Below are 12,486 nucleotides of genomic sequence, written 5' to 3'. Positions count from 1 at the left end.
GCATGCGGACGGTGATGAATGATGCGGGGTTTCCGGAGCGCGACTTCCGCGTCGAGCGCGTGGCGGCACCGCTGCGCCACAGCGTCACCGAGAATATCCGCTATGCCATCGCCACCGGACGCTTCAAGGGCGGCGAACGCCTGCCCGAGCGCGAACTCTGCGAACTGACCGGCGTCAGCCGCACCCTGATTCGCGAAGCGCTGCGCCAGCTCGAATCGGAAGGGCTGATCGAGGTCGTGCCGCATCGCGGCCCGGTGGTCGCCTCGCTGTCCGCCGATCAGGCCCGCGACATCTACGAGGTCCGCATCCAGCTCGAGGGGCTCGCCTGCAAGCTCTTCGCCGAGAAGGCGACCGATGCGCAGCGTACGGCATTGAAGCAGGCCTTCGAGAAGCTGCGCGCCTCCTTCGACATCCCCGACCCGATGGCGCGGCTCGACGCCAAGAACAAATTCTACGACTGCCTGATCGAGGGCTCCGGCAACGGTGCCCTCGGTCTCAGCCTGAAGATGCTCAATGCCCGGATCATGCTGCTGCGGGCGACATCCCTGCAGGCTCCGGGGCGCAGCAAGGAGAGCATGCGCGAACTGGCCGATTTGATGGACGCGCTGGACTCCCGCGACGGCGACGCTGCCGCGCGCGCCGCGACGCGCCACGTCGAGAGCGCCGCCAGGGCCGCCATGTTTTTCCTCAAAGGCTGATCCGGACGCCACCATATCTTTCCGCTCGACCCGCTCCCGTTGATCGAGTCTTCCTGCCCATTCAGGTCTTGAAAGGCACCCTTTTCGCTCACAAATCTGATCGGCAGATTGTTCCTGGGGAGAGCGAAATGCCATTCTCAAAACTGGCGAATCCGATCGAGGTTGCGCTGGCCCGTGCAGCGCTGGATCGTGCCTGGGCGGAGCTCAAAGATGATCCCGACCTTATGCTCGGGAGCGACGAAGCGGAGCGGCTGCGGCTTGCCGGAATCGTCGCCGGCCTGGCCCCGCTGGCGATCGATGAAGACGATCTGGTCGCCAATGCCATCGACCACTTTGTCCAGGGCTGCCGGAACCAGTCGCCTCGTCTGGCGTCTTGAGAGTGTGCCGGTTCTCTGGTGCCATGCGGTGTGTGTCGCTTCCCAATGGCCGGGCACTGCCGCATGATCAATCCCCTGGCAAGGACGAGCATCCGATGGACATCGTTGTGACGCAGACCGGCCTCGGCGCCTGGACGCTTGTCGACCTGCTGGGCCGCCATATGGGCGTCGTGGAGGAAATAACGGGCGATGAGTACCGGATCACGCCTGGCGAACGCGTCGCGGAATCCCTGCGCGCGATGAAGCATGGCCCCTTCGCCACGCTCGACAAGGCGCTCTCCGAGATCGAGACCTTCACCCGCTCGACATGCCGGATTGCGCCGACGGACGTGCCCCAGGCGGTAGCCTGACGCCGTCGCGCCGCCTGCCGCATTTACTTCCCGCTAGGCCTGAAGCAGGCGATATTTCCGGTGTTCCATGCAGGAATTCACGACGGCGACATAGCCCTGCATCGCTCTCTCCTGAGTCTCGGCCGCATTGGCAGCCGTTCCTTCGCCGACCGACTGAAGCGCATTGGTGGCACCGGCCAGCACATGAGCCTGACGGAAACCTGGCACGGGGATGAAGCTTGCGAGCGCGCCGACGGTCTGGATGGCCGTACCGGTCTGCTGGGTCTGCGCGGCGCGGCGCGCGGCGGCCTCATGCGGTGCGGCCTCCGCCCGGCACTCCAGAAGATCCTTTCTCAACTTGGCGGGGTTCACCCGGCGCGTGTCGACCACTGGCTCGTAGAGTGGCGTCGCGGCAGCAATCTGGGCGTCTGACGGCAGGTTCGGAGGCGGTCCGGCCGGCATTCCACCTGTCGGACCAGAAGATGCCAACGCCGTCGGCGCCGTGGATGGCAGAGTAGTCTCGGCTGTCTGTGACGTTTGATTGCAGCCGGCCAGCATCAGGCCGCAAGCCGCGGCCAAAAAGACTTTCATGATTTCGCTCCCCAACACCGCATCTTTACGTGTGCTCCAGGAGAAAAAGCACGACGTTAGGGAAATCGCAACCATGTTGGCGCGCCGAGAGTTAACGCGCGATCGCGCAATCCACTGGTTCCGTTCGGGACGAGAACAGTGCCCCGCGGTGCGATGCGGGTTGCCGATCCACCGACCATCGACAGCGCAACCGAGGCTGACGCCGTTCACCATGAGGGAGCGCAAGCGGTGCTCAACCAGAAATCGAAGGAACATTTGTCCTCTCTCATAGGTTGATGACGTGGAGGGCCAAATGTTCAAACAAGGTTCCACCTCATTTTTTAGCGAGAATAGTTTCGTCAGATCGCGTTTGACTGGCGCAATGATTGCCAAGAATTCCGAAGCGTTTCGCCACGAACGGGAAATCGAGTTTCTCTGCTCGCTCTCCCCGGATGGGCTGGACGATATTCTGAATGGCTTTGGCCGCAACACCTGCCTGCAAGACAGCCTTGCTGCCTTGCGGAGGCCGATCGAGCTTAATGTGCTTCGATCCGAGATCGCCCGGTTCCGCGCCTTCTCGGTGAGGTGAGGAAGCCATGCACCACCTCGAGGTAAGACCACCCATCTGGCCGGAACTGGACGTCTGGCTGTGGGTCGCGATCATCGTCGCGGTGTGGGGCTTTGGCAGCTTTACCCTGCGATAGCCCAGACGCTTCATCCGGCGGTCGGCGATGGCGCGCAGCCGTCGATGCGATCCGCCTGCGCTCCTATCCCTGATATTCTGTCCGCGAATGCCTATATTCGCGACGAGGTAAAATCAGGAGGTCCAGGATTATGACAACGGAACGCGCAGTGCTTGCCGGCGGTTGCTTCTGGGGCATGCAGGATCTGATCCGCCGCAGACCCGGCGTGATCTCGACCCGCGTCGGCTATTCCGGCGGCGAGGTGGCCAATGCGACCTATCGCAATCATGGCAACCATGCCGAGGCGATCGAGATCGTGTTCGATCCGGCACAGACCAGCTACCGCGACCTGCTCGAGTTCTTTTTCCAGATTCACGACCCGTCGACACGCAACCGTCAGGGCAATGATGTCGGCGCGAGCTACCGCTCGGCGATCTTCTATGGCAGCGACGAGCAGAAGCGCGTTGCCGAGGATACCATCGCCGATGTCGACGCCTCGGGTATCTGGCCCGGCAAGGTCGTGACCGAACTGGCGCCGGTGGGCGATTTCTGGGAGGCCGAGCCCGAGCACCAGGACTACCTGGAGCGGCTTCCCTCCGGCTACACCTGCCACTTCCCGCGGCCGAACTGGACGCTGCCGAAGCGCGAGGACATCCGCCGCGCCGGATGAGAGTTCTGCGGATCGCTGCAGCCCGGTTTGCCGCGGCGATCCGCACCATCGCGAAGCTATCCTTGGAACCTGAAGGCGACGCCTCCGTTTTGCCGTGCAGGCAACACGAGGAGGCGCAGATGCCACGTGGTGACAAATCCAAATACACCGACAAGCAGGAACGCAAGGCCGATCACATCGCCGAGGGCTACGAGAAGCGGGGCGTCTCGGAGGAAGAAGCCGAACGCCGGGCCTGGGCCACCGTCAACAAGGACGATGGCGGCGGCAAGAAGGCCGGCGGTTCCGGACGCGGCAAGGAAACCGGGCATCCCGCCGCGCATAAGGGCGGCGAGACAGGCGGCAAGGCCGCGGCCTCGCGCTCGGCCGAAGACCGCTCCGCATCCGCGAAGAAAGCAGCGGCCACCCGCAAGAAAAACGCCGAGCATCGCGCTCATTCCTGATCAGTAGTGACGGCCCCGCGCTGCGAGACAGTCCGCAAGGGCCGCTTCGCCGGACGCGGGTAGGCATGCAAATGGCCAGGTCGGCGCAAGGACGCTCCGCGACGATCCGGATCGGTCTGTCACGCGCCGCGCCAGTAACGCAGAGCTTTGCCGGCAAGATAATGCGGAGCCCCGCCCCACCGACGCACCTGGGAGGGTGCTCGGCTGGGGCTGGAGGCTTGGTCAGCCTAACGCCGAGGCAGCGGTCGCGCGCACCGCTCCGGCAGGTTGGTGTCTGGACTGCGACTGCCGATAATTTACCACCGCGCCCCCGATGACGGCGCGCTTTGCTTGCGCTAGATTGAGCGTTCCCGGTCACTCATCCTTGAAGCTCCATGTACGATCGTCGCACGCCTCAGTCCTCTCAACCCTTTGTCACGCACGAAAATATCGAAGCCAAGGTCAAATGGTTCGACCCCGAAAAGGGGTTCGGTTTCGCGTCGCCAGCCGATGGCTCGGGCGACGTCTTCCTCCACATTTCGGCGATCGGCCCGCTCGATCAGCAGGCCCTGCAGCCGGGCGCCACCATCGTCTGCGATCTCGGCGAAGGACGCCGCGGCCTTCAGGTCGTCGCTGTCCATGAGATCGACGCCTCCACGGCGACGCAGTCGGCGCCGCGCTCTGCCCCCCGCGCCCCGCGCGACGATTTCGGCGGCGGCGGTTATTCCGATCGCGGTGATCGCGGCGGCTACGGTGGTGGCGGCGGCTATGGTGGCGGCGGTGGTTACGGCGGCGGTGGTGGCGGCGGCTATGCCGATCGCGGCGGCTCCGGCAGCCGCGACAGCGGCCCGATGGAAGGGCCCTATGACGGCGCCGTGAAGTTCTTCAACGCCGAGCGCGGCTTCGGCTTCATCGCGCCCGACAAGGGCGGCCCGGACGTGTTCCTGCATGTCTCGTCGCTCGGCCGCAGCGGCCTGCAGCCGCCGATGGACGGGCAGCGCGTGCGCTTCTCGATCCGCGCCGGCAAGAAGGGCCCGGAAGCGGCCAATGTCAGCTACATCTGACGCAACGACGCGTTGAGATCTCAGGCCCGCCGGCTCCACCGGCGGGCCTTTTCTATTGGGGCCTGATGGTCAACCCGCCGCCCGCACATGGAAATCCTGACAGTCCCCGGCTCAGGCTGCTGCGCGTGGGCGCGCCGCATACAGCACGCCCATCGTTGCCACGGCGAGGAGCGAGCCCAGCATCGCCGCCAGGTAGTCGCCAGACAGCAAGGGCCAGAGTGCGATCGCAACCATCGTCAAGGCCAGAAGCTCTATGACCGTCACGGCGATGGGACTCTTCATGCGCCGCCTGATCATGCCGGTCCTCGCCAGTCTGGGTTGATGCCAGATGTTGACGAGGATGCCGCAGGCGATGGCGCAGGCAACACCGAGCAGACTGACCAGACCGGCCCAGGCATCGAACATCAGCAAGAGCATCAACGGCGGTGCGGCGAACGTGACTGCAAGCCAGGATATGGCGCCAAAACGGGCGCGCGCGCGTAAGCGAGGGTCCAGCGGTGCGGTCAAGGCAAGTTCGGCTGCTTCGTCTGCCGATATCGCGATCCAGGTCAGGCCACCGGCAATCTGGCCACACAGAACGATGAGGACCGGCACGAGCGCCGAGGCGCCGTCGGCCCCGCTCGAGACCCGATAGACCGTCACGACGGCGATCGGGATCAGAAAAATGCATTGCATCAGGATCTGCGACAACAGCCACGGATCACGGAGAATGATGCGCCGTTCCTTGAGCATCAGTGCCGCCACCGGTGATGCTCCGAAGGAGGCGCGACTGCGCCTGGCGCGGGGTGGAGCTGCAGACGCCGATCCTGCTGCCAGGACCGCATTGCGCACGAAGCTCTCGGCAAGGCCTGTGAACATCAGCACGGCCATCAGCACAGCACAGGCACCCACAGCCAGGAGCGCCACGACATCGCCCGTCATGGCGCGGGCAGGCAACATCGCCAATTGCCAAACAGGAGACTGGGGATTGGCCATATAGTCCGCGACGAGGGCGTCCTTTGGACCTCGCCCAAAAATCGCATCCCACTGCACCATCACAAGCACCAGCAGACCGGCCAGCGCTGCCGCCACCTGCGCCGCGACGCGCGTGCTCCGGATACCGATAAGGCGAACCAGACCCATTGCCAGTCCGATCGCGATGGCCGTTGCGCTGAGCGCAAGCGCCAGGATCAGGGGCAGGCCAGCCAACCAATGCGGTCCGCGCTGCACCGCCAGCAGGATCAGCATCGGCGCGCCATAAAGACCGGCTTTGGACAGCGTGAAACCAAAGACGTTGAGAGCCCTGACCAGCAGCACCGTTTGCGGTGGCAGGGGCGCGGAGAACATCAGATCGTAGTCGCCGCGCGCGTAGAGCGCATAGGCGGCGGAATCGAGCGCGGCCGAGATCATCAGGACGAACAGGAAGGCAAGATTGATGGTCAAAGTGATCTGAAGGCGCGGATCGGCAGGGTCCAGTTCGCCGGCCTGCATCAGCAGAAGCTGCGACACGCCGAAAATGATCGTGCAGACCACAGCCAGCACGCATGCGATGCGCCAGGGACGCATTGCCGTTTTCGGGCCTGCCATATCGGCAATGCCGCGCAATGCCAGACGCGCTTCGAGCGCCAGCACGGCGCGGCTTGCACCCGACACGAGGGCCTTCATCTCAGGCTGCCTCGTCGCGCGAGACGACATCGAGGAAAACATCCTCAAGGGTAGAACCCTGGTAGGCTCCACCATCGCGCAGTTCGGCCATCGTGCCTTCGCAGACCAGCCTGCCATTGCGAATGATGCCGATGCGGTCACTGAGCCGTTCAGCGACTTCGAGGATATGCGTGGTGAGGATCACCGTCACGCCGGTTGCGACACGCTCCTGAAGCAGTTCCTTCACATGGCGCGCCATCGACGCATCGAGGCCTGTCAGCGGCTCGTCGAGGATCAGCAATTCGGGTTCGTGAATCAGCGCGCCAGCGAGAGCAACCTTCTGGCGCATCCCCTTGGAAAAGCCCTCGCAGCGCTGATCCGCCACGCGGGTTAGCTCGAGGGTCTCGAGCAGGGCGTCGCGGCGCAGCTTTGCGACCCTTGGCTCAACCTGCCAAAGGCCGGCGACAAAATCGAGATACTCGACAGGCGTGAGCTTGTCATAGACCATCGGCTCATCTGGCAGCCACGCCACCACACGTTTTGCCGCAACCGGATCACGCAGGCGGTTGATCCCGCAAATGCTGATCTCGCCCGCGTCCGGAGAGAGCAGCCCCGCGACAATCCTGAGCGAGGTGGTCTTGCCCGCCCCGTTCGGACCCAGCAATGCGTAGAGCTCGCCGCGCCGTACACTGAGATCAAGGCTGTTGACAGCCGTGAGGCCGCCGAAGCGCTTCACGAGACCGCGGACAACCAGCGCATCATGGCCACTCATGCGAACGCCCCCATCATTGTGGGGCGTTATGCGGCATCGCTGGTGACGTTCAGGTTAAACTGACATGCCCAGAGAGAGCCGGCTCGGCTTGTCTGAACAGTTCGCGGGCTTGGCCTGCTGCCGGGGTCGAGCCACGCATCGCGCAAGCGTCAGGACGATGCTTCTGTCACCTTACCGCCTAAACGCCGCTGGCGAGAATGGCTTCGACGATCTCCTGAACGTTCAAGGCTTCGGCGAGCGTCGCAAGATGATGCGCTTCGCCTCGCGTGAGGCGAACCACGCCCTCGATCTGGCGCTTGAGTGCGACCGGACGTGCATCCGCCTGCGACAGCGCATCAGTCGCGCGCTCCCATGTGCCGTCGGGTCGGCGGCGTTCGGCGAGCGACCAGTCGCAGAGCCGGACCGCGCCCCTGTCGCCTTCCAGCATCCAGATATTGTGGTCATCCTTCGCAGTGGTGCCGACACTGCCCTTGAGTTCGACGGGGATCTCACCGGCCGAGAGCTTCGCCTCGATGCGGCGCTCCGATTTGCCCGGCTCCGGGAAAGCCACGCTCGCGGCAAGGCCATGCAGCGGGCCAGCCAGCCGGCGGCTCAGGAAGAGGAAATGCGATACGACCTCACGGGTGAAGCCGCCCTGTTGCCGCCCGTCCAGCCAGGCAGCGGCATCGGCTTGCCAGGAGCGTGGCCAGGTTGCGAAAGCGACGTCGATCGTGATGCGCGACACCGTGCCGACGGCTCCTTGCGCGATCCAGTCCATCAGCGTCGCCACGGCCAGCGATGAGGCGAAGGGGAAGTTGACGGCTCCCTTGTCTCCAGCTTCTCCGACGAAGGCGCGCGCATCGGCGACATCGACCGCCAAAGGTTTCTCGCAGAAGACGCTCTTGCCGGCCGCAATGGCGGCGCGGGCATGACCGAGATGGGACGCTGGCGGCGAGGCGATATAGACGCAGTCGCTCGCGGCGATGATCGCGGCAGCGTCGGCCAAGCGCGGAACCTGCGGGAATGTCGCTGCCATGCGCTCCATCGCCGATGGCGCCGGATCCCAGATGCCGCTGACCGTCACCAGCGGCGGCGACTGGTCGAGAATGGCGCTCAGCAGCCGCTCGCCCATGATGCCTGCGCCAATGATCCCGATCGAAAGAGTGCCGTCATGCATCGCCTGAGATCCCCTGCCCTGAGCCGAGAAGCGCGATAGCAGGATTCCCGAACTCTCACGAGCAAAGCCGTGCGTGTTCTTGAACTCAGCCGGCCCCCGAATGCGACGCGCTCAGACCCGTTCCAGTGCCCTATGCGGCAGTGCCGGCAGCGTCACGGCGATGGCGTCGCCCGGCCGGATTTCTCCGCCTTCGAGCACGACGCCCATGATCCCGGCCTTGCGGACGACCCGCCCCTGCGCATCGCGCCCGAGCACGGCGGCGAGCAGGCCGGGCCGGAACGTCTCGATCTGGGCGCATGGATTGCGCAGGCCGGTGATCTCGACCAGAGCCTCGTCCCCCAGTCGCAACCGCGCGCCGACCGGCAGCGCCAGCAGATCGACCCCGCGCGTCAACACGTTCTCGCCCATCTGCCCGGGAGCGACGTCGAAGCCGGCGGCGTTCAGTTCATCGAGCAGTTCGGCATGCAGCAGATGGACCTGCCGCAGATTGGGTTGCGTCGGATCGACCGCAACGCGCGAGCGGTGCTTCACCGTCTCGCCGCAATGCGCGTCGCCTTCGACGCCGAGCCCCTTCAACAGCCGGATCGAAGCCAGCGTCGGCTTGCTGAAGCGGTGACCGGACGCCCCGCTCACCGTGATGATCGTCGCCGTCATGCCCCGCCTCCGCCCGCCCACGCGCCGCTCATGCCACGCTCGGCTTCTGGCACGGACGCGGCAGGCTGGCGAGCCGCCGAAACGAAAAAGCCGACCCCTTCGAAAGGGGCCGGCTTCTGCTGATTCTGTCCTGGCGGGCGCGGGCTCAGTGACCCTCGTCGAGCGAGCCGACATGCTTCTGGGTGTAGAGCTCGATGCCGATGCGCGCGATCAGCTCAAGCTGCGTCTCGAGGAAGTCGATATGCCCTTCCTCATCCGCCATCAGATCCTTGAAAAGCTGCTCGGACGGGTAGTCGCCGACCTCGCGGGCGTAGCCTGCCGCTTCCTGATAGAGCGACCGCGCCTCGATCTCGGCCTTGAGGTCGCATTCGATGACCTCCTTGACGTTCTCGCCGATGCGCAGCGCGTCGAGGGTCTGCAGGTTCGGGAAGCCTTCGAGGAACAGGATGCGGTCGACGAAGCGGTCGGCATGGACCATCTCCTCGATCGATTCCTTCTTCCAGGTCTTGGCCATCTCCTTCAGGCCCCAGTTGTCCAGCATGCGGTAATGCAGCCAGTACTGGTTGATCGCCGTGAGCTCCGAGCGAAGCCCCTTGTTGAGATATTCGATGACCTTCTTGTCACCCTTCATGGCGCCACTCCCGATCTTACATTAGAATGATACTAATGTAGGGCAGCCAATTTCAGAAGGAAAGCAAAAAAGGCGAAAGGGCCGGGATATTCGGCGGCGCTCAGGCAGCGGCGCGGTCATTGTCCATGACGAGGCCGTCCATCATCTGCCCGACGGAGACATGCACCGCGCATTCAATGTCGCGAGCGGAACATGAGCCGCACTGCGTCATGCAGGCGGCGCGGGCCTCCGCCAGGATGGCGCGCACCTCGCGGGCGCAGCGCCCGCAATCGGGGCTGCAGCCCAGGCAGTCATACGCCTCACCGGCCGTCCTCGGCCCGGTGCCGTCAGGGGCGATGGTGCCCTTGATCTGCCGGCAGGAGATGACGTTGCAGGAACAGACGATCATGAGCAGACGATCACGCGTGTCCGCCCACAGGGCTGCGGCTCTCGATCTCCTGGCCATCGGCGCGGCGCAGCCGCACGATCACCTCGACCGAGGAGATCACCATGCCGTCCGGCGCGTCGGGCAGGCCCGCGACCTGGATCATCGAGCCCGGAATATCGACGACGGTCTCGTCTTCCTCATTGTAGAAATGATGGTGCTCGGAGACGTTGGTGTCGAAGAAGGTCTTCGGACCCGAGACCGAGACCTGGCGCAGCAGGCCCGCTTCCGAGAACTGGCGCAGGGTATTGTAGACGGTGGCCAGCGAGAGCGGCTCGCGGGCGCGCAGCGCCTCCTCATAGAGCATCTCGGCGCTGACATGGCGGTCGCCCTTGGCGAAGAGCAGCCAGCCAAGCGCCATGCGCTGCCGCGTCGGCCGCAGGCCGGCGGTACGCAACCGCGCCTTCACGGCGCTGATCGGGCAGGACGAAGGGCTCTTCTGCGGCCAGGGAATATGGTCCGCCATGACCCGCTGCTGGTCCTGATCCTTCAGGGACGAAACGCTCATCGACAACGCCTTCCACAAGGCCGGCTGGCCGGCTCGTAGTTTAGAAAATATCTAAACTACTGATATTGTTGTTATATTTGTCGCAAAGCCGTCCCGGTGTCAATCTTCGCGGGTGCGGCATCCCGTCCTCGCCCCCATGCTTTGGCCGCACGAAGCCGTGATCGAGTGGCCCGGCCCGCGGGCCGCTCAGTGGCCTCCCCCTCCGCCCGGCGCCGCTGCCGGGGGCTTGCGCATGAACAGCGCCAGCAGCACCAGACTGCCGAAGACGAGGGTCAGCCCGAGGAAGACATCGCCGAAGGCCATGATCAGCGCCTGCTTGTGGGCACGCTGGTTGATCAGGGCCAACGCCATCTGCTGCGCCGCATCGCCATAGTCGATGAAGCGCTGCATCGTCTGGGCGATCGCCTCCTCCGCCACCTGCCGGCCGGCCGCGACGCTCTCGTGCAGCCGCGTGATGTGCAGGTCGGTGCGCGTGTTCAACAGCGTGTTGATCAGCGCGAGACCCACCGCGCCGCCAAGATTGCGCGTCAGGTTGTAGAGACCGGACGCGTTCTTGAGCTGCGCCGGCGGCAGCGTCCCGAGCGCCAGGTTGTTGATCGGCACCATGCACAGCATCAGCGAGACGCCGCGCAGAATCTGCGGAATCAGCAGCTCGTGGAAATCCCAGTCGGCGGTGATCGCGGTCGCGATATAGGTGCCGAGCGCGAAACCGCCGAAGCCGATCATCATCTGCACGCGCGGATCGATCTTCTGCGAGAGCTTGCCGGCGATCGGCGCCGTCAGGAACATGCACAGCCCGGTGACGAACATCGTCTCGCCGATCTGCAGCGCGTCATAGCCGCGGATGCGCCCGAGATAGACCGGGTAGAGATAGGTCAGGCCATAGAGGCCGATGCCCATGCAGAAGGAGAACAGCGAGCCGAAGGCGAAGTTGCGGTCCCGGAAGGCGTAGAGATCCACCAGCGGATCGTCACGCGTCAGGGCCCGCCAGAAGAACAGCACGGACCCCGCGAGCATCACGCCGGTAAAGAACACGATCTCATGGCTCTCGAACCAGTCGAGCCGCGTCCCCTCCTCCAGCACATATTCGAGGCTGCCGAGGAATCCCGCCATGCCGATGAGCCCGAGCCAATCGAAACGCTTCAAAAGCCCCTTCTGCGGCTGGTCGAAATCGATCAGCGTCCAGGCCGCGATCGAGACGCAGATGCCCGGCACGACATTGACCAGGAAGAGCCAGTGCCAGGAGAAGGCGCTGCTGAGATAGCCGCCGACGGTCGGCCCGATGGTCGGCGCCAGCGTCGCGACGAGGCCGATCAGCGGCGAGACGATCGGGCGCTTCGAGGGCGGGAAGATCGTGAAGGCCGCGGCGAAGACGCCGGGAATCATGCCGCCGCCGATGAAGCCCTGGACGGCGCGCCACAGGATCATCTCGTTGATCGAGGACGACATCGCGCACAGCACGCTCGCGATGGTGAAGCCGGCTGCGGCCATCGAGAAGAAAACGCGCGTCGACAGAGCCCGGCTGAGATAACCCGACAGCGGGATCATGATCACTTCCGCGATCAGATAGGCGGTCTGGACCCAGGCGATCTCGTCGGACGAAGCCGAGAGGCCGGCCTGGATCTCGGCGAGCGAGGCCGAAACGATCTGGATGTCCAGGATCGCCATGAACATGCCGAAGATCATCGCGATGAAGGCGAATATCCGCCGCATCGGAATAGCGTCGTCGGCCGGCGGCGCGCCGGCGGGGCTGGTCAGGGTCGCGGTGGCCATAGTGGCCTGCCTTTCCTATGCAACCTCTTGGTCATCCCGGACAAGCCGCGAAGCGGCGCTGATCCGGGATCCATGCCTGAGCATGGGCCGGTGAGGTTCAGGCATGGATCCCGGGTCTCCCTGCGGTCGCCCGGG

16 protein-coding genes are annotated in these 12,486 nt (G+C 64.7%); 7 read left to right on the top strand and 9 right to left on the bottom strand.

Annotation, left to right across the window (positions count from 1 at the left end; translation table 11 throughout):
* Positions 1 to 2 precede the first annotated feature (2 nt).
* From AC1DYU_RS19835 to AC1DYU_RS19825, 3 genes are all read left to right on the top strand, one after another.
* Complete coding sequence (locus tag AC1DYU_RS19835) at positions 3 to 698, top strand: GntR family transcriptional regulator (RefSeq protein WP_476793117.1); 696 nt, start codon at positions 3 to 5, stop codon at positions 696 to 698.
* Positions 699 to 766: 68 nt separating this feature from the next.
* The gene (locus tag AC1DYU_RS19830; RefSeq protein WP_158486607.1) at positions 767 to 1,075 is read left to right on the top strand and encodes a hypothetical protein; all 309 of its coding nucleotides are present in this window, start codon (positions 767 to 769) and stop codon (positions 1,073 to 1,075) included.
* A gap of 95 nt (positions 1,076 to 1,170) precedes the next feature.
* Entirely contained in the window at positions 1,171 to 1,425 is a 255-nt protein-coding gene (locus AC1DYU_RS19825) for a hypothetical protein (RefSeq protein ID WP_476793116.1), read from the top strand.
* A gap of 33 nt (positions 1,426 to 1,458) precedes the next feature.
* Here AC1DYU_RS19825 and AC1DYU_RS19820 read toward each other — a convergent pair whose 3' ends face one another.
* Positions 1,459 to 2,250, bottom strand: a complete 792-nt coding sequence (locus AC1DYU_RS19820; protein ID WP_476793115.1) for a hypothetical protein — start codon at positions 2,248 to 2,250, stop codon at positions 1,459 to 1,461.
* A gap of 37 nt (positions 2,251 to 2,287) precedes the next feature.
* Between AC1DYU_RS19820 and AC1DYU_RS19815 the strand changes: the two genes are divergently transcribed.
* The 4 genes from AC1DYU_RS19815 (at position 2,288) to AC1DYU_RS19800 (ending at position 4,810) form a co-directional block, all read left to right on the top strand.
* Positions 2,288 to 2,563 (top strand): hypothetical protein, encoded by a 276-nt coding sequence (locus AC1DYU_RS19815; RefSeq protein ID WP_476793114.1) that lies wholly within the window; start codon positions 2,288 to 2,290, stop codon positions 2,561 to 2,563.
* Between the two features lie 245 nt (positions 2,564 to 2,808).
* Positions 2,809 to 3,327 (top strand): peptide-methionine (S)-S-oxide reductase MsrA, encoded by a 519-nt coding sequence (gene msrA, locus AC1DYU_RS19810; protein ID WP_158486611.1) that lies wholly within the window; start codon positions 2,809 to 2,811, stop codon positions 3,325 to 3,327.
* A 119-nt stretch (positions 3,328 to 3,446) separates the two neighbouring features.
* Complete coding sequence (locus AC1DYU_RS19805; protein WP_476793214.1) at positions 3,447 to 3,767, top strand: plasmid stabilization protein; 321 nt, start codon at positions 3,447 to 3,449, stop codon at positions 3,765 to 3,767.
* Between the two features lie 374 nt (positions 3,768 to 4,141).
* Positions 4,142 to 4,810, top strand: a complete 669-nt coding sequence (locus AC1DYU_RS19800; protein WP_476793113.1) for a cold-shock protein — start codon at positions 4,142 to 4,144, stop codon at positions 4,808 to 4,810.
* A 111-nt stretch (positions 4,811 to 4,921) separates the two neighbouring features.
* On the opposite strand, the gene AC1DYU_RS19795 is transcribed toward AC1DYU_RS19800, so the two are convergent.
* From AC1DYU_RS19795 to AC1DYU_RS19760, 8 genes are all read right to left on the bottom strand, one after another.
* Positions 4,922 to 6,454: a hypothetical protein gene (locus AC1DYU_RS19795; protein WP_476793112.1), complete on the bottom strand. Its 1,533-nt coding sequence runs from the start codon at positions 6,452 to 6,454 to the stop codon at positions 4,922 to 4,924.
* Between the two features lies 1 nt (position 6,455).
* The gene (locus AC1DYU_RS19790) at positions 6,456 to 7,205 is read right to left on the bottom strand and encodes an ABC transporter ATP-binding protein (RefSeq protein WP_476793111.1); all 750 of its coding nucleotides are present in this window, start codon (positions 7,203 to 7,205) and stop codon (positions 6,456 to 6,458) included.
* Between the two features lie 178 nt (positions 7,206 to 7,383).
* A complete protein-coding gene (locus AC1DYU_RS19785) occupies positions 7,384 to 8,361 on the bottom strand; it encodes a Gfo/Idh/MocA family protein (RefSeq protein ID WP_476793110.1) in 978 nt (325 codons plus the stop codon).
* A 111-nt stretch (positions 8,362 to 8,472) separates the two neighbouring features.
* Positions 8,473 to 9,015, bottom strand: coding sequence for an MOSC domain-containing protein (locus tag AC1DYU_RS19780; RefSeq protein ID WP_476793109.1), 543 nt, complete (start codon positions 9,013 to 9,015; stop codon positions 8,473 to 8,475).
* A gap of 145 nt (positions 9,016 to 9,160) precedes the next feature.
* Entirely contained in the window at positions 9,161 to 9,646 is a 486-nt protein-coding gene (gene bfr / locus AC1DYU_RS19775; RefSeq protein ID WP_158486617.1) for a bacterioferritin, read from the bottom strand.
* Between the two features lie 100 nt (positions 9,647 to 9,746).
* Positions 9,747 to 10,034, bottom strand: a complete 288-nt coding sequence (locus AC1DYU_RS19770) for a (2Fe-2S)-binding protein (protein ID WP_476793108.1) — start codon at positions 10,032 to 10,034, stop codon at positions 9,747 to 9,749.
* A gap of 10 nt (positions 10,035 to 10,044) precedes the next feature.
* The gene (irrA, locus tag AC1DYU_RS19765; protein WP_476793213.1) at positions 10,045 to 10,536 is read right to left on the bottom strand and encodes an iron response transcriptional regulator IrrA; all 492 of its coding nucleotides are present in this window, start codon (positions 10,534 to 10,536) and stop codon (positions 10,045 to 10,047) included.
* A 228-nt stretch (positions 10,537 to 10,764) separates the two neighbouring features.
* On the bottom strand, positions 10,765 to 12,351 hold the full coding sequence (locus AC1DYU_RS19760; RefSeq protein WP_476793107.1) for a DHA2 family efflux MFS transporter permease subunit: 1,587 nt from the start codon (positions 12,349 to 12,351) through the stop codon (positions 10,765 to 10,767).
* Between the last annotated feature and the right edge of the window lie 135 nt (positions 12,352 to 12,486).

This window comes from Allobosea sp. P2_B12 (assembly GCF_056404835.1).
The sequence above is the reverse complement of the archived record's forward strand: the minus strand, read 5'-3'. Positions and strand labels throughout refer to the sequence as shown.